The sequence below is a fragment of the Pseudomonas sp. SWRI68 genome (assembly GCF_014269165.1).
Taxonomy (GTDB): domain Bacteria; phylum Pseudomonadota; class Gammaproteobacteria; order Pseudomonadales; family Pseudomonadaceae; genus Aquipseudomonas; species Aquipseudomonas capeferrum.
On the sequence record NZ_JABWRU010000001.1, the window covers coordinates 781,105 to 795,868 of the forward strand.

The 14,764-nt window shown below is 62.5% G+C and carries 12 protein-coding genes, 3 tRNA genes and 1 pseudogene; 10 read left to right on the forward strand and 6 right to left on the reverse strand.

From position 1 onward, the window contains the following. Positions 1-7: 7 nt before the first annotated feature. The gene (locus HU770_RS03550; protein WP_033700615.1) at positions 8-1,354 is read right to left on the reverse strand and encodes a 3-deoxy-7-phosphoheptulonate synthase class II; all 1,347 of its coding nucleotides are present in this window, start codon (positions 1,352-1,354) and stop codon (positions 8-10) included. Positions 1,355-1,470: 116 nt separating this feature from the next. On the opposite strand from HU770_RS03550, the gene HU770_RS03555 reads away from it, so the two are divergent. Both HU770_RS03555 and HU770_RS03560 read left to right on the forward strand, forming a co-directional pair. After that, the gene (locus HU770_RS03555) at positions 1,471-2,226 is read left to right on the forward strand and encodes a spermidine synthase (protein ID WP_186659396.1); all 756 of its coding nucleotides are present in this window, start codon (positions 1,471-1,473) and stop codon (positions 2,224-2,226) included. Positions 2,227-2,524: 298 nt separating this feature from the next. Beyond that, positions 2,525-4,241: pseudogene (locus HU770_RS03560) on the forward strand (DEAD/DEAH box helicase). Between the two features lie 153 nt (positions 4,242-4,394). Here HU770_RS03560 and HU770_RS03565 read toward each other — a convergent pair. Further along, on the reverse strand, positions 4,395-5,162 hold the full coding sequence (locus HU770_RS03565; RefSeq protein ID WP_186663041.1) for a class III extradiol ring-cleavage dioxygenase: 768 nt from the start codon (positions 5,160-5,162) through the stop codon (positions 4,395-4,397). A 111-nt stretch (positions 5,163-5,273) separates the two neighbouring features. Here HU770_RS03565 and HU770_RS03570 point away from each other — a divergent pair, with 111 nt between their 5' ends. Beyond that, positions 5,274-5,924, forward strand: coding sequence for a thiopurine S-methyltransferase (locus HU770_RS03570; RefSeq protein ID WP_186663042.1), 651 nt, complete (start codon positions 5,274-5,276; stop codon positions 5,922-5,924). A 59-nt stretch (positions 5,925-5,983) separates the two neighbouring features. On the opposite strand, the gene htpX is transcribed toward HU770_RS03570, so the two are convergent. Together htpX and HU770_RS03580 are read right to left on the reverse strand one after the other, a co-directional pair. Then, entirely contained in the window at positions 5,984-6,871 is an 888-nt protein-coding gene (gene htpX / locus HU770_RS03575; RefSeq protein ID WP_016715101.1) for a protease HtpX, read from the reverse strand. Positions 6,872-7,179: 308 nt separating this feature from the next. Beyond that, positions 7,180-8,391, reverse strand: a complete 1,212-nt coding sequence (locus HU770_RS03580; RefSeq protein WP_033700608.1) for a pyridoxal phosphate-dependent aminotransferase — start codon at positions 8,389-8,391, stop codon at positions 7,180-7,182. Between the two features lie 167 nt (positions 8,392-8,558). On the opposite strand from HU770_RS03580, the gene msrB reads away from it, so the two are divergent. Next, a complete protein-coding gene (gene msrB, locus HU770_RS03585) occupies positions 8,559-8,954 on the forward strand; it encodes a peptide-methionine (R)-S-oxide reductase MsrB (RefSeq protein ID WP_033700607.1) in 396 nt (131 codons plus the stop codon). Between the two features lie 13 nt (positions 8,955-8,967). Beyond that, complete coding sequence (locus tag HU770_RS03590) at positions 8,968-9,456, forward strand: glutathione peroxidase (RefSeq protein WP_186659397.1); 489 nt, start codon at positions 8,968-8,970, stop codon at positions 9,454-9,456. Here the strand turns inward: HU770_RS03590 and HU770_RS03595 are convergent. Beyond that, the gene (locus HU770_RS03595; protein WP_186663043.1) at positions 9,446-11,803 is read right to left on the reverse strand and encodes a response regulator; all 2,358 of its coding nucleotides are present in this window, start codon (positions 11,801-11,803) and stop codon (positions 9,446-9,448) included. The two genes, HU770_RS03590 and HU770_RS03595, sit on opposite strands and share 11 nt — an antisense overlap. A 63-nt stretch (positions 11,804-11,866) precedes the next feature. Between HU770_RS03595 and HU770_RS03600 the strand changes: the two genes are divergently transcribed. Together HU770_RS03600 and HU770_RS03605 are read left to right on the forward strand one after the other, a co-directional pair. Continuing rightward, complete coding sequence (locus HU770_RS03600; RefSeq protein ID WP_033700604.1) at positions 11,867-12,754, forward strand: ATP-binding protein; 888 nt, start codon at positions 11,867-11,869, stop codon at positions 12,752-12,754. Further along, a complete protein-coding gene (locus HU770_RS03605; RefSeq protein WP_186663044.1) occupies positions 12,755-13,237 on the forward strand; it encodes a GAF domain-containing protein in 483 nt (160 codons plus the stop codon). Positions 13,238-13,286: 49 nt separating this feature from the next. Here the strand turns inward: HU770_RS03605 and HU770_RS03610 are convergent, their stop codons facing one another. Next, positions 13,287-14,054 (reverse strand): hypothetical protein, encoded by a 768-nt coding sequence (locus tag HU770_RS03610; protein WP_033700600.1) that lies wholly within the window; start codon positions 14,052-14,054, stop codon positions 13,287-13,289. A gap of 354 nt (positions 14,055-14,408) precedes the next feature. Here HU770_RS03610 and HU770_RS03615 point away from each other — a divergent pair. The 3 genes from HU770_RS03615 (at position 14,409) to HU770_RS03625 (ending at position 14,731) form a co-directional block, all read left to right on the forward strand. Next, positions 14,409-14,484: transfer RNA gene (locus HU770_RS03615), tRNA-Glu, on the forward strand. Between the two features lie 3 nt (positions 14,485-14,487). Next, a tRNA-Gly gene (locus HU770_RS03620) sits at positions 14,488-14,563 on the forward strand. Positions 14,564-14,655: 92 nt separating this feature from the next. Then, positions 14,656-14,731, forward strand: a tRNA-Glu gene (locus tag HU770_RS03625). Positions 14,732-14,764 lie beyond the last annotated feature (33 nt).

Here is a 14,764-nt window from a genome sequence, read left to right on the forward strand (position 1 = left end):
CCGAACCTCAGCGCCGAACCTGCTTGAGGGTTTCGGCAATCAGAAACGCCAATTCCAACGACTGGTCGGCGTTCATCCGCGGATCGCAATGGGTATGGTAGCGGTCCGACAAGCCATCCTCGGTAATCGGCCGGGCACCACCGATGCACTCGGTGACGTTCTGCCCGGTCATTTCGATATGGATACCGCCGGCATGGCTGCCTTCGGCCTGGTGCACCTGGAAGAACTGCTTCACCTCATCGAGAATCTGCGCAAAGTCGCGAGTCTTGTAGCCGCTGCTGGCCTTGATGGTGTTGCCGTGCATCGGGTCGGAGCTCCACAGCACCTTGCGGCCTTCGCGCTCGACGGTGCGGATCAGCCCTGGCAGATGGTCGCCAACCTTGTTGGCCCCCATGCGCACGATCAGGTTCAGGCGGCCAGGGTCATTGCTTGGGTTGAGGGTGTCGATCAGGCGGATCAACTCCTCGGGGTTCATGCTTGGGCCAACCTTGACCCCGATCGGGTTATGCACGCCACGCAGGAACTCCACATGGGCGCCATCGAGCTGGCGCGTGCGGTCGCCGATCCACAGCATGTGCGCCGAGCAGTCGTAGTAGTCGCCGGTCAGGCTGTCCTGACGCACGAACGCTTCCTCATAATTGAGCAGCAACGCTTCGTGGGCGGTGAAGAAGCTGGTCTCGCGCAGTTGCGGCGCGCTGTCCAGCCCGCAGGCCCGCATGAAGGCCAGGGTCTCGTCGATGCGGTTGGCCAGCTGATGGTACTTGTCGGCCAGCGCCGAGTTGGCGATGAAGTCCAGGTTCCATTTGTGCACCTGGTGCAGGTCGGCAAAGCCGCCCTGGGCAAAGGCGCGTAACAGGTTGAGGCTGGCGGTGGCCTGGTGGTAGGCCTGCAGCAGGCGGTCCGGGTCGGGGATGCGGCTTTTTTCGTCGAAACCGATGCCGTTGACGATGTCGCCACGGTAGGCGGGCAGGGTGACGTTGCCAATGGTTTCGTCGCCCGATGAGCGTGGCTTGGCAAATTGCCCGGCCATGCGCCCGACCTTGACTACCGGGCAGCCGGCAGCAAAGGTCATGACAATGGCCATCTGCAGCAGCACCTTGAAGGTGTCGCGGATCTTCGCCGCCGAAAACTCGGCAAAGCTCTCGGCGCAGTCGCCGCCCTGCAGCAGGAAGGCGCGGCCTTCGGTCACCTCGGCGAACTGCCGGCGCAGCTCGCGCGCCTCGCCTGCGAACACCAGTGGCGGGTAGCTGGCCAGGGTCTGCTCGACCTTGAGCAAGTGCGCGGCGTCGGGGTAGGTCGGTTGCTGCTGGATCGGCAGGGCACGCCAGCTGTCAGGGCTCCACGGTGCGTTCATCTCGGGCTCGATGTTGTCGGTTATAGGCTTTTGGCCATGGTAACAGCTGCCGTCGTGCTTGTTGCATCGGGGGTGTTGGCGGACAATGCGCGTTTTTGCACGGGCGAGTGGCGAACATGACGGCGGAACGGGAAGAGCGGCTACTGGCACGGGTCGAAGATGCCTTTGGCGTCATCAGCGTGTACGAGGTGGACGACTACCGTTTTCTCGAATTCGGCGATGCCATCGAGCAGAGCTGCGTGTTCACCGCCGACCCGAGCTGGCTGGAATATGACTACACCCGCGCCATGCTGGTCGGTGCGCTGTGCCACGAGCAGCCAGAGAGTGCGCTGTTTCTGGGCCTTGGCGCGGGTACGCTGACGCAGGCGTGCATGAAGTTCCTGCCGCTGGAGGACATCGAGGCCATCGAGCTGCGCGCGGACGTGCCGCGCCTGGCCATGGAATACCTGGGCCTGGACGATGACCCGCGCCTTTACGTGCGGGTGGGAGATGCCCTCGAACTGCTGCCCAGCGCCGAAAAGGCCGACCTGGTTTTCGTCGACCTCTATACCGACCACGGCCCGGGTGTCGGGCACTTGGCCTGGACATTCCTGGAAAACTGCCAGAAGCAGCTCAACCCAGGCGGTTGGCTGGTGATCAACCAATGGGCCAGCGATGACGGCAAGCCGCTGGGCGCGGCGCTGTTGCGCGGGTTGTACCACCGCCATTACTGGGAGCTGCCGGTGAAGGAGGGTAATGTGATCCTGCTGGTGCCGGCGGACTTGGAACAGATGCTGGACCTGGACGGTTTGCGGGCGCGGGCCGAGGCGCTGGCGCCGCAGTTGGGGTATAGCCTGGCCAGCCTGATCCGTGAGATCCGGCCGGCGACCTGAGGGCCGGTAGCGTAGGGTAGGCGGGAATCGATTCAGCCTGCGGTTGGCTGATGGCGCGATACTGGCCCTTGCCCCCGAAAATTTTCCTCACGTAACCCGTTAATTCGGGTATAGTACGCGCCGGTCTTTTAGCGGACCTCAAAATCAGGTGGTGCAAATCCTCCGAGTCCAGCTTCGGCTGTTCGTCCGCTAGGCGGACCTTCCCAAGTTTTTCTTTTTCAATCGTTTTCGCAAATCCCCGCCGCCAAAGCTGCCTGGGTGACCTTCTGGTCTTTCAAGGCATGTGCAGCTTTGGAGCATGGGTCTTTGCGGATGCACCTAGAGGCAGACCCATGACCCAGGAAACCGGCGGATTCGCCGCTCTCGAACTCAATCCGAATATTGTTGCTGCTGTGCTGGCTACCGGCTATGAAGAGCCGTCCGCCATCCAGCATCAGTCGATCCCGATCATCCTCGCCGGTCACGACATGATCGGCCAGGCGCAGACTGGCACCGGCAAGACCGCTGCCTTCGCCCTGCCGATCCTCAACAAGATCGACGTGAGCAAGCGCGAACCGCAAGCCCTGATCCTGGCGCCAACCCGTGAGTTGGCGCTGCAAGTTGCTACCGCTTTCGAAACCTACGCCAAGCAGATGCCGGGCGTTAACGTGGTCGCTGTTTACGGTGGTGCCCCGATGGGCCCACAGCTGCGTGCCATCCGTAACGGCGCACAAATCGTCGTTGCTACCCCGGGCCGTCTGTGCGACCACCTGCGTCGTGACGAAAAAGTCCTGTCGACCGTACAGTACCTGGTACTGGACGAAGCCGACGAGATGCTCAAGCTGGGCTTCATGGACGACCTCGAAGTGATCTTCGATGCCATCCCGGCCAGCCGTCAGACCGTACTGTTCTCCGCAACCCTGCCGTCGTCGATCCGTTCGATCGCCGAGCGTCACCTGCGTGAACCCAAGCACGTCAAGATCCAGAGCAAGACCCAGACCGTTACCGCGATCGACCAGGCTCACCTGATGGTGCATGCCGACCAGAAGATCCCGGCTGTGCTGCGTCTGCTGGAAGTCGAAGAGTTCGACGCGCTGATCGCCTTCGTGCGTACCAAGCAAGCCACCCTGGACCTGGCCGCCGCGCTGGAAGCCAAAGGCTACAAGGCTGCTGCGCTGAACGGTGACATCGCCCAGAACCAGCGTGAGCGCGTCATCGACTCGCTCAAGGATGGCCGCCTGGACATCGTCGTCGCTACCGACGTTGCTGCCCGTGGCCTGGACGTACCTCGCATCACTCACGTGTTCAACGTTGACATGCCGTACGACCCAGAGTCCTACGTACACCGTATCGGCCGTACTGGCCGTGCCGGTCGCGAAGGCCGTGCGCTGCTGCTGGTAACCCCGCGTGAGCGCCGCATGCTGCAGGTGATCGAGCGTGTTACCGGGCAGAAGGTTGCCGAAGCTCGCCTGCCCAATGGCCAGGCCGTTCTGGATGCACGCATCAAGAAGCTGACCTCGAGCCTGGCGCCGCTGGTGGCCGAATCGGAAGCCACTCATGGCGACCTGCTCGACCGTCTGACCGCCGACCTGGGTTGCAGCCCGCGTGCCCTGGCTTCGGCCTTGCTGCGCAAAGCAACCAATGGTCAGGCGCTGGACCTGGCTGCGGTAGAGCGTGAACAGCCGCTGGTACCGGGCGTTGGTGCTCCGCGTGAGCGTACCGGTGAACGTGCCGAGCGCAGTGACCGTGGTGACCGCGGTGACCGTGAGCGTCGCGCGCCAATGCCGCTGGCCGAAGGCCGCGTGCGTTGCCGTACTGCCCTGGGTGCCCGTGACGGCATCGCTGCCAAGAACCTGTTGGGTGCGATCCTCAACGAAGGCGGCCTGGCCCGTGACGCTATCGGCCGTATCCAGGTACGCGACAGCTTCAGCCTGGTCGAGCTGCCGGAAGACGGCCTGGAGCGTTTGCTGACCAAGCTCAAGGATACCCGTGTGGCTGGCAAGCAGCTGAAGCTGCGTCGCTACCGCGAGGATTGATCCTGGCGTAATAAAAAAATCCCCGGCATGCGCTGGGGATTTTTTTTGCCTGTGCCGGCTGCTTCGCGGGGCAAGCCCGCTCCCACAGGTATGGCATTGGGCTTGAAAGCACTATCCATCTGTGGGTGCGGGCTTGTCCCGCGAAGAGGCTCGTCAGTCGAACCGATAGATATCCATCCCCAGTGCGCCCAAGGTGAACCCCTGGTGCACCACGCCGAACCCGCCCCCAGCCCCCAGCGCAAAAAACAGCGGCAACAAATGCTCATCGCTGGGGTGGTTACGCACTGCAAACGGCGCCTGGCGTCGGTAATCCAGTAACGCCGCACGGTCATCCTCGGCCAGCCGCTGCACTACCCAATCCCGAAACGCCAACGCCCAAGGCTCGATCGCGTCCGGCCCGGCATGCCAGTCCAACTCGCCGAGGTTGTGAGTGATACTGCCCGAACCAATCAGCAGCACGCCCTGCTGGCGCATCTCGGCCAGCGCCTGGCCGACCTGTAACTGCAAGGCAGGCCCCTGTTGGCTGGGCAGCGAAACCTGAATCACTGGGATGTTGGCGCTCGGGTACATCAAGCTCAGCGGTACCCAGGCGCCATGGTCGAAGAGGCGGTGCGTATCGGTACGTGCTGGCAGGCCAGCAGCGCCCAGTAACGCACACACCTGTTCGGCCAGTGCAGGCTCGCCGGGTGCTGGGTACTGCACGGCGTACAGCGCCGGGGGGAAGCCGTGGAAGTCGTGCCAGGTCTCGGGCTGCTTGCTGCCGGTCACCACCAGCTCGCGGCTTTCCCAGTGCGCCGACACCACCACGATTGCCTTGGGCTGCGCCAAGGCATTGGCCAGCCCGGTCAGCGCCGGCCCGCTGGCGCCCGGGTGCAGGGCCAGCATGGGGGAACCATGGGAAATGAACAGGCTGGGCAGCATGGTGAGGTCCTGAGGGTTAAGATGCTGTCATCTTCGATCAGTTACCGATCGAAATCCAAACCAAGTTTTCTGCGCTTTCTATCGAAGCGCTCGATCAGTATAGGAGCAGTCATGGAGCCAGCGTTCTGGCACAAGCGGTGGGCCGACAACCAGATCGGCTTCCATCAAGCGCAGGTCAATCCCTACTTGCAGGCGCACTGGCCAGCGCTGGCGTTGGCGCCTGGCAGCCAAGTGCTGGTGCCGTTGTGCGGTAAGAGCCTGGACCTGGCCTGGTTGGCAGGGCAGGGCTATCGCGTGCTGGGCGTGGAGCTGTCGCGGCGGGCGGTAGAGGGCTTTTTCCGTGAGCACAGGCTTGAGCCCGAGGTGCTGCACAGGGGCGACTTCGAGGTTTGGCGCAGTGGCGGGGTAGAAGTGTGGTGCGGCGATTTCTTTGCCTTGCAGGTGCAGGACCTGGCCGATTGCGCGGGGTTCTATGACCGCGCGGCGTTGATTGCCTTGCCGCCCGAGATGCGCTTGCGGTACATGCAGTTGCTGGCTGAAGGGTTGCCGTCGGGTAGTCAAGGGCTGTTGGTGACGCTGGGTTATGACCAGGCGCTGTTGCCCGGCCCGCCGTTTTCAGTGGCGGACGCTGAGGTTCGGCAGGGGTTTGCGTGTGGCGAGGTGCAGGCGCTGGAAGCCGTGGAAATTATCGAGCAGAGCGAAAAGTTCGTTCAGGCGGGTGCGACGAGCCTGCTTGAGCGGGTGTATCGCATACAGCTCTGATGGGGTAGCCGTGTAAAAAAAAGGGCGACCGAAGTCGCCCTTTGTTTTTAGCGGGTGGCTCAACCGCGGCGACGCAGCGCCTCGATGCGGTCTTCCAGTGGCGGGTGGCTCATCAGCAGGCCTGCCAGGCCGTGCTTGAGGCCGCCATTGATGCCAAAGGCCTTCATGGTGTCCGGCATGTGCACCGGCAGGCCTTGCTCCACGCGCAAGCGCTGCAGGGCGCCGATCATCGCGGCCGTGCCGGCCAGTTGCGCACCGGCTTCGTCGGCGCGGTACTCGCGGCGGCGCGAGAACCACATGACGATCATGCTGGCCAGGATGCCCAGGATCAATTCGGCAACGATGGTCGCCACGTAGTAGGCGATGCCCTGGCCTTCTTCGTTCTTGAAGATGACCTTGTCGACGAAGTTGCCGATGATGCGGGCGAAGAACATCACGAAGGTGTTCACCACGCCCTGCACCAGTGCCAGGGTGACCATGTCACCGTTGGCCACGTGGCCGATTTCGTGGGCCAGCACCGCACGCACCTCATCGGGCGAGAAGCGCTCGAGCAGGCCCTGGGACACGGCCACTAGGGCGTCGTTACGGTTCCAGCCGGTGGCAAAGGCATTGGCCTCGTACGCGGGGAAGATACCCACCTCGGGCATCTTGATGCCGGCCTCGCGCGACAGCTCTTCGACCGTTTGCAACAGCCACTGCTCGTGGCGGGTGCGCGGCTGGGAGATGATCTGGGTACCGGTGCTCATCTTCGCCATCCACTTGGAGATGAACAGCGAGACGAGGGAGCCGGCAAAACCGAACACGGCGCAGAACACCAGCAGGCTGCTGAGGTTGAGGTCGACCCCGTTGGCGGCCATGAACCCGTTGAAACCGAACAGGCTCAGGGTAATGCTTGCAACCAGCACCACCGCGAGGTTGGTGGCTACAAACAACAGAATGCGCATCATGGTTGTTACGTTCTCCTGACGGATGAGTGTGTTGCTTACTGCGGGGTATATAAGGGGCAAGCCGTGCCGATTCAATCGGGCGACTATTTCAAACTGTGTACGGCGGAGTATGGCAGAGGAAAAGGCTAGGGCTGTGAGGCAGAGCGTTGCAGGATGTAAGAGACATCATATGGGATTGCGGGGGCTGCTTTGCAGCCCATTCGCGGGGCAAGTCGGATCGCCGCACCGCCGCTCCCACAGTAATTCCACAACCCTCAGGTACGGGGTTGCATCTGTGGGAGCGTGCTTGCCCCGGAACGCGCCGGAATTTACTGCGAATAACCCTTTAGGAAGTTCCCGATCCGCCCGATTGCCTGCTCCAGGTCATCTACCCGTGGCAAGGTCACCACACGGAAGTGGTCCGGCCACGGCCAGTTGAACGCCGTGCCCTGTACGATCAGCAGCTTCTCTGACAGCAGCAGGTCGAGCACGAACTTCTCGTCGTTGTGAATCGGGCACACTTTCGGGTCGATCTTCGGGAACGCATACAGCGCGCCCATCGGCTTCACGCAGCTCACGCCGGGGATCGAATTGAGCAGCTCGTAAGTGCGGTTGCGCTGCTCCAGCAGGCGGCCTTGTGGCAGAACCAGGTCATTGATGCTCTGGTAGCCGCCCAGGGCGGTCTGGATGGCGTGCTGGGCCGGCACGTTGGCGCACAGGCGCATGTTGGCCAGCATGTCGATGCCTTCGATGTAGCTCTGGGCGTGGTGTTTAGGCCCGGAAATGATCAGCCAGCCGGAGCGGAAGCCCGCCACCCGGTACGACTTGGACAGACCGTTGAAGGTCAGGCACAGCAGGTCTGGCGCCAGCGAGGCGGTGCTGATGTGCACGGCTTCGTCGTAGAGGATCTTGTCGTAGATCTCGTCGGAGAACACCACCAGGTTGTGCTGGCGTGCCAGCTCCAGCATGCCCAGCAGCAGCTCTTTGGAGTAAACCGCGCCGGTCGGGTTGTTCGGGTTGATGATCACCAGGGCCTTGGTGTTCGGCGTGATCTTGGCCTTGATGTCCTCAAGGTCAGGGAACCAGTCGGCCTGCTCGTCGCACAGGTAGTGCACCGGCTTGCCGCCAGCCAGGCTCACCGCAGCGGTCCACAGTGGGTAGTCCGGGGCCGGAATCAGCACTTCGTCGCCGTTATTGAGCAGTGCCTGCATCGACATGACGATCAGCTCGGACACACCGTTGCCCAGGTAGATGTCCTCGATGGTGACGCCTTCGATTTCTTTTTGCTGGCAGTACTGCATCACCGCCTTGCGCGCGCTGAACAACCCCTTGGAGTCGCTGTAGCCCTGCGCGGTGGGCAGGTTGCGGATCACATCCTGAAGGATTTCGTCCGGCGCCTCGAAGCCAAACGGCGCCGGGTTGCCGATGTTCAGCTTGAGGATGCGGTGGCCTTCCTCCTCCAGGCGTTTGGCGTGCTTGAGCACTGGGCCGCGAATGTCGTAGCAGACATTGGCGAGCTTGTTCGATTTGCTGAACTGCATGATGGGGTCCCGGTTGAGAATACGCGCAACGCCCCGTCGAAAGGTTTGAAAGGGCAGGGCGCGGGTGCCAGACTGAACGCCTGGCACACGAAGCCAACTAATATACGTGCCACCCGCGTTACGGAAAAGACGGCGCGGGGTGAAATTAAGCCTGCCGAGGTCCCTACATGCAAAAGATCGACAAGACACTTGAACAATGGCAGTCGATGCTCGACCCCGAGCAGTACCAGGTGTGCCGCCTGAAAGGTACCGAGCGCCCGTTCAGTGGCAAGTACAACAGCGAGCGCCGCGACGGCATCTACCACTGCATCTGCTGCAACCTGCCGCTGTTCGATGCCCAGACCAAGTTCGATTCCGGCTGCGGCTGGCCGAGCTTCTACGCGCCGATCGAAGACCGCGCGATGATCGAAATCCGCGACACTACCCACGGCATGATCCGCACCGAAGTCACCTGCGCCCGCTGTGATGCCCACCTGGGCCACGTGTTCCCCGACGGCCCACCGCCGACCGGCCTGCGTTACTGCATCAACTCGGTGTGCATCGACCTGCAACCGCGCGACTGACCGGAGCCCGAACATGGCTGGATCGATGCTGGATATCCCCTGCGTGACATTGAGCGGCGAGTACAAGAAACTCGGTGACTTCCCAGGCAAGGCCCTGCTGGTGGTCAACACCGCCAGCCAGTGCGGCTTCACCCCTCAATACAAGGGCCTGGAGCAGCTGTGGCAGCACTATCGCGAGCGTGGCCTGGTGGTACTGGGCTTTCCCTGCAACCAGTTCGGCAAGCAGGAGCCGGGCGAAGCGAGGGAAATCGCGCAGTTCTGCGAGCGCAATTTTGGCGTGAGCTTCCCGTTGTTTCGCAAGGTCGAGGTCAACGGGCCCGGTGCGCACCCGCTGTTCGTCGAGCTCAAGCAACGTGCCCCGGGCCTGCTGGGCAGCCAGAAGATCAAGTGGAACTTCACCAAGTTCCTGCTCGACCCGGCCAGCGGCCAGGTCACGCGCTATGCGCCGACCACCAAGCCGCAGGCCCTGGAAGCGGATATCGAGCGCCTGCTCAGCCGCTGACGGGCACCCAGTGATCGACCAGTGCCAGTAGCTCTTCGCGGCGAAACGGCTTGGCCAGGTAGTCGTTCATGCCTGCGGCGCGGCAGCGCTCACGCTCCTCGGGCATGGCATTGGCGGTCAGCGCGACGATCGGCAGCTCAGGCCAGCGGCCGCTCTGGCGAATGCGTCGGCTGGCTTCGTAGCCATCCATCACCGGCATGTTGCAATCCATCAGCACCAGGTCGAACTCGTCCTGCTCCAGGCATTCCAAGGCCTCGGCACCCTGGCTGGCCACTTGCACCTGGCAGCCGAGCTTGGCCAGCATGCCCTTGGCCACCAGCTGGTTCACCGGGTTGTCCTCCACCAGCAGAATCCGCGCGCGGCCTTGTTCCACAGCCGTGCTCGGGTTGGCCAGCGGGTGCTCGGGCTCATGGCCTTGAAGGGTGCGCCGCAGGGTCTGGTACAGGGCGTTGCGGGCCAGTGGCCGGGCCAGTTGATGCAAAGGCGCCAGGCTGACGGACTGCTCGCTGGAGAGGAAATTACCATAGGCGGTCACCAGCAGGAGCGGCGTTTTCATCGCCGGGCGCAGCTCGAACAGATGCTCCAGGTCATCGGTGATCAGCAGGTCGATCTGCGTGGCATCCAGGCCTGCGTTGCTGTCATGGCGCTGGTACGCCAGGCCCCAGGCGGGTAACAGGTCTTGCAACAGTTCATGCAGCCCGCTTCCGGCATTGCTCAAGGCCACCACACGCCCCTGCAGCGGCGCGGGCGGGATAGCCTCGGTGTGGGCGGTCAGCGGCAACTCTGCGCTGAACCGGCTGCCAAAGCCCGGCTCGGACTGAATATGCAGATGGCCGTGCATGGCCTTGCACAGGTTGCGCGTCAGGGCCAGGCCCAGGCCGGTGCCGCCGTACTGGCGGGTAATGCCGGCGCCTGCCTGGGTGAACGGCTGAAAGATCCGCGCCTGGGCCTCTTCCGGGATGCCTATGCCGGTATCGCGCACCTCCAGGCGCACACCGCCGACGATCTTTGCCAAACGTATGTCGACGCGGCCGAAACGGGTGAACTTGAGCGCGTTGGACAACAAGTTGCTGACCACCTGGCGCACCCGTGTCGGGTCGCCGAGCACGCTGCTGGGGAAGTCGCGGGCGATCAGGCAGGTCAGTTCGACGCTTTGTGCGGTGTTCTGTGACAGCAGGTTGGCGGTGTCCTCGACCATCGAGCCCATGTCGAAGGCGATACGCTCCAGTTCCAGCTGGCCGGCATCGAACTTGGACAGGTCGAGAATATCGTTGAGCAGCTCCACCAGCACCTTGCCTGAGTCGTGGGCGATGGTCATCTGCTGGCGCTGCTCGTTGGGCAGCGGGCTGTCCAGGGCCAGTGCGATCATGCCGAGCATGCCGTTGAGCGGGGTGCGGATCTCATGGCTCATGTTGGCCAGGAAGGCCGCCCGCGCCTGGGCCATGTCGAGGGCGCGACGGCGGGCTTCTTCGAGCTCTTGATTGGATTGGCTCAGGCTGCTGTTGCTGGCCTTGAGCTGGTCGGTGCGCGCCGAAACGATGTCTTCCAGCTCGTTGAGGTACTGGGTCAGGCGGTTCTCGGCGGTGCGCCGCTGCTCGATCTCGGTGGCCATGCTGACGAACTGCTGGTTGGCGACCTTGACCAGCACGCCGATTTCATCGTGCTCGTGGCCGTGGGGGCATTCCAGCCGGGTTTGCCGTGGCTTGCGCGGGTCGCTGGCGCTGAGCGCACCGATTACGTTCACCAGCGGCTTGGTCAGCATCATGTAGAACAGCGCCAGCAGAATGCCGGTCAGCACCAGGCTGCGGGCAAAACCGGTGAGCAGGGTGACGCCGGCGCGGTCGAGGAAGCGGCTGCCGAAGGCATAAGTGTCGACATCCAGGTACAGGGTGCCAAGGTATTCTTCGGGCATGTGGGCAAGGAACAGGCGGTCCTGCAGCTGGCGCTGTTCGCCGAACAGAAAGTCGCTCAGCGGCCGGTAGCGGTCTTCCAGGCGCGGGCGCTCGACGTCGGCCAGCACGGTGTCGTTGTTGTCGATCAGCCGCGCGCGGACCACCGCCGGCGATTGCAGCAGGCCGCGGGTCAGCTCCAGGGCCAGTTCCGCATCGATGTTGTAGGCGATGCGTGAAGCCGGGTTGTGGCTGATTTGCAGCAGTGCACGCACTTCGCGGTTGATGGACGCGTCTTCGCTGGCATAATCGATGCCGATCTGGATGAGACTGAGCAATGTTCCCAGGATGAAGCCGACCAGGACTGTCAACCGGGCTTGCTTGTATGACAGGCGATTGGTGAACTTTATATCCATGAGTCCCGAGCCGGTTTCTCGTCCCTTGCGCTGCGCAAGCATAGCCGATCAACCCCGGCTGCTGGCGGCTATTGCCGCCCCGAATCTGAATGTGTAGGAGTCGTCATGGACGCCCGCTTGATTGCTTTCCTGGACCGCGCCGAATCGGTATTGGCGCGCCTCGAACCCCTGTTGCCGGCACTGCGCCCGGACATCGACTGGCACACCACTCTGGCCGCCCGCTGGCAGCGCGATGGCCGCAGCGGTTACCTGATGCCGCTGGAAGTCAGCCTGGACATTCGCCTGTCCGACCTGATTGGTGTCGACCAGCAGCGTGACCAGTTGGGCCGTAACACCCACCAGTTCATCAACGGCCTGCCGGCCAACCACGCGCTGCTGTGGGGCTCGCGCGGCACCGGCAAGTCGTCGCTGGTGCGCGCCCTGCTGGCCGAGCACGCAGGTGCCGGCCTGCGCCTGATCGAAATCGAACGTGACCATTTGGCCGACCTGCCGCGGGTAGTCGAGCAACTGCAGAAACTGCCGCAACGCTTCATCCTGTTCTGCGACGACCTGTCGTTCGAAGCCGGTGAGGGCGACTACCGGGTGCTCAAGAGCGTGCTCGACGGCTCGCTGGAGCAGGCTCCGGACAATGTCCTGTTGTACGCCACCTCCAACCGCCGCCACCTGGTGCCCGAGAAAGAGAGCGACAACGAGAACTGGAAGCGGGTCGATGGCGAGCTCCACCCCAGCGAGGCGGTGGAAGACAAGATCGCCTTGTCTGACCGTTTTGGCCTGTGGCTGTCGTTCTACCCCTTCACCCAAGACCACTTCCTCAACGTGGTCGAACACTGGATCGGCCAGTTGGCGCGCCCTGCCGGGCTGAGTTGGCAGCGTGACGAAGCCTTGGACATCCTCGCCGTGCGTTGGGCCACCGGCCGCGGCAACCGTAATGGCCGTTGTGCCTATCAGTTCGCCCGCTACTGGGTCGGGCTGCAATTGCTGGAGCAGAAATAAATGATCGACCTCAATGCCAGTGGTACCGGCCTTGACGGCTACCGCCTGCTGGCTGCGCAAGTGCAGGCGCTGTTTGCCGACGAGCGTGACTTCATCGCCAACGCCGCGCAGTTTTCGGCGTTCTTGTATAACCAGGTGGATGACCTGAACTGGGCGGGGTTCTACCTCAACCGTAACGATGAGCTGGTGCTCGGGCCGTTCCAGGGGCAGGTGGCCTGTGTGCGGATTCCGTTCGGCAAGGGTGTGTGCGGTGCAGCGGCGGCTACGCGGCAAACCCAGCGGATCGAGGATGTGCACGCGTTCCCGGGGCACATTGCCTGTGACAGTGCGTCCAACAGCGAGCTGGTGATCCCGTTGGTGAAAGAGGGGCGGTTGATTGGCGTGCTGGACCTGGACAGCCCGAAGCTTGGGCGTTTCAGTGAGGGTGATCAGCAAGGTGTGGAGCGCCTGGTGGCGATCTTCCTGGAATTGACCGACTGCTGAGTGTGTTTGCCTGTACCGGCCCCTGTGGGAGCGGTACAGGATTACCGAATCAGTCGTACATTGCTTTTTTCTTCCAGGTCTCTTCCTCATCGGTCTTGAGACCTTCATTCAATTCATTTTGCTCGTTCTGTGCCGGCTCCATCTGGTCCAGCACCTGCGCATTGGCGCGGGCCAGCAGTTTCTCCAGGTAGGTCAACTGCTCTTCATACACTTTCGGCTCCGGCTGCTTGCGCAGGTACTGCACACCACGCTCGAAAGCCAGGCGCGCCTGGCCCGGCTGGCCCTTCTGCAGGGCCTGCTGGCCAAGGTTGTTGAAGAACTCGATGTGCAACAGCACCAGGATATGACGGACTTCCTTGACCCATTGCTTGGCCTCGCTGGCGGGCAGGAAGCCTTCCTGGGCGGCGCGGGCTACCTGGTTGTGCAACGCTTCAAGCAGAAAACGCACGTCCTTGGCCTTGGCCTCGGCCTGGATCGGGTTGGGGGGGTTGTTCACCGGGATCTTTTCGCCCAGGGCAATCAGGCCTTCGAGTTCGGCAATTCGCGCCTTGAGCTCGGCGTTGTGCTTGTCCACCGCCAGCTGACGCTGGTTGAGGTTCAGCTCCAGGCGGGTCAGCAGCAGTTTGAGCGCCGGGGTCATGAACTGGCCGGGAAAGGTCTCGGTGATTTCGCCACAGCGACGCAAGCGATCGGCCAGCTCGACTTTCAGCCGCGCGCGTTCGAGCTTGCTGTTTTCGACTACATTGTTGAGGTAGCCGATCACGATCAGTAACGCGATACCCGCCACGATGAGCAGGGTGATCAGAAGTGGTGTCACCGTTAATGCCTCATGAAGAAGTTATGCATCAGTGTAGGAGCAGGCTTGCCCGCGAGAGGCCCTGGCAGGCAAATCTCTTTTTATATCGGCCACGTGCCCTATAACTACAATAGCGCTACCGGATGCCGGCACATTGATACCGAGCTTGCCGAGGTGCCGTCAGAAAATCAACGCCAAACCTCGGGTACTCCTTGGCAGGGGCACTCAGATGGACCGAAGTCATTGATTTAAATAAATTTCTACAAAGGGGTTGACGGCTCCCCGTCGCATCCATAGAATGCGCGCCACTTGCAGCGTAAAGCACACAGCGGAACGCGGCAGGAAGTGAAAGCAGCATGTAAATGCTTGCAGCGTGTCCCCTTCGTCTAGTGGCCTAGGACACCGCCCTTTCACGGCGGTAACAGGGGTTCGAGTCCCCTAGGGGACGCCATTTGCGGGAATAGCTCAGTTGGTAGAGCACGACCTTGCCAAGGTCGGGGTCGCGAGTTCGAGTCTCGTTTCCCGCTCCAGTTTCTCCGGCAACGCTTAACGGCGGGGCAGGAAAAGAAAGCCCAGGCTGAATCGTGAGGTTCAATACCTGGCGCACTGAAAAGTGTTGTGTGTCCCCTTCGTCTAGTGGCCTAGGACACCGCCCTTTCACGGCGGTAACAGGGGTTCGAGTCCCCTAGGGGACGCCATTTGCGGGAATAGCTCAGTTGGTAGAGCACGAC

What these genes read in the sequence shown, in the direction of transcription:
- HU770_RS03600 (WP_033700604.1), top strand. Translation starts at nt 11,867, where the DNA reads ATGGACGCCCGCTTGATTGCTTTCCTGGACCGCGCCGAATCGGTATTG.
- HU770_RS03595 (WP_186663043.1), bottom strand. Translation starts at nt 11,803, where the DNA reads ATGCTTGCGCAGCGCAAGGGACGAGAAACCGGCTCGGGACTCATGGAT.
- msrB (WP_033700607.1), top strand. Translation starts at nt 8,559, where the DNA reads ATGCAAAAGATCGACAAGACACTTGAACAATGGCAGTCGATGCTCGAC.
- HU770_RS03550 (WP_033700615.1), bottom strand. Translation starts at nt 1,354, where the DNA reads ATGAACGCACCGTGGAGCCCTGACAGCTGGCGTGCCCTGCCGATCCAG.
- HU770_RS03580 (WP_033700608.1), bottom strand. Translation starts at nt 8,391, where the DNA reads ATGCAGTTCAGCAAATCGAACAAGCTCGCCAATGTCTGCTACGACATT.
- HU770_RS03565 (WP_186663041.1), bottom strand. Translation starts at nt 5,162, where the DNA reads ATGCTGCCCAGCCTGTTCATTTCCCATGGTTCCCCCATGCTGGCCCTG.
- HU770_RS03570 (WP_186663042.1), top strand. Translation starts at nt 5,274, where the DNA reads ATGGAGCCAGCGTTCTGGCACAAGCGGTGGGCCGACAACCAGATCGGC.
- HU770_RS03555 (WP_186659396.1), top strand. Translation starts at nt 1,471, where the DNA reads ATGACGGCGGAACGGGAAGAGCGGCTACTGGCACGGGTCGAAGATGCC.
- HU770_RS03590 (WP_186659397.1), top strand. Translation starts at nt 8,968, where the DNA reads ATGGCTGGATCGATGCTGGATATCCCCTGCGTGACATTGAGCGGCGAG.
- HU770_RS03605 (WP_186663044.1), top strand. Translation starts at nt 12,755, where the DNA reads ATGATCGACCTCAATGCCAGTGGTACCGGCCTTGACGGCTACCGCCTG.
- htpX (WP_016715101.1), bottom strand. Translation starts at nt 6,871, where the DNA reads ATGATGCGCATTCTGTTGTTTGTAGCCACCAACCTCGCGGTGGTGCTG.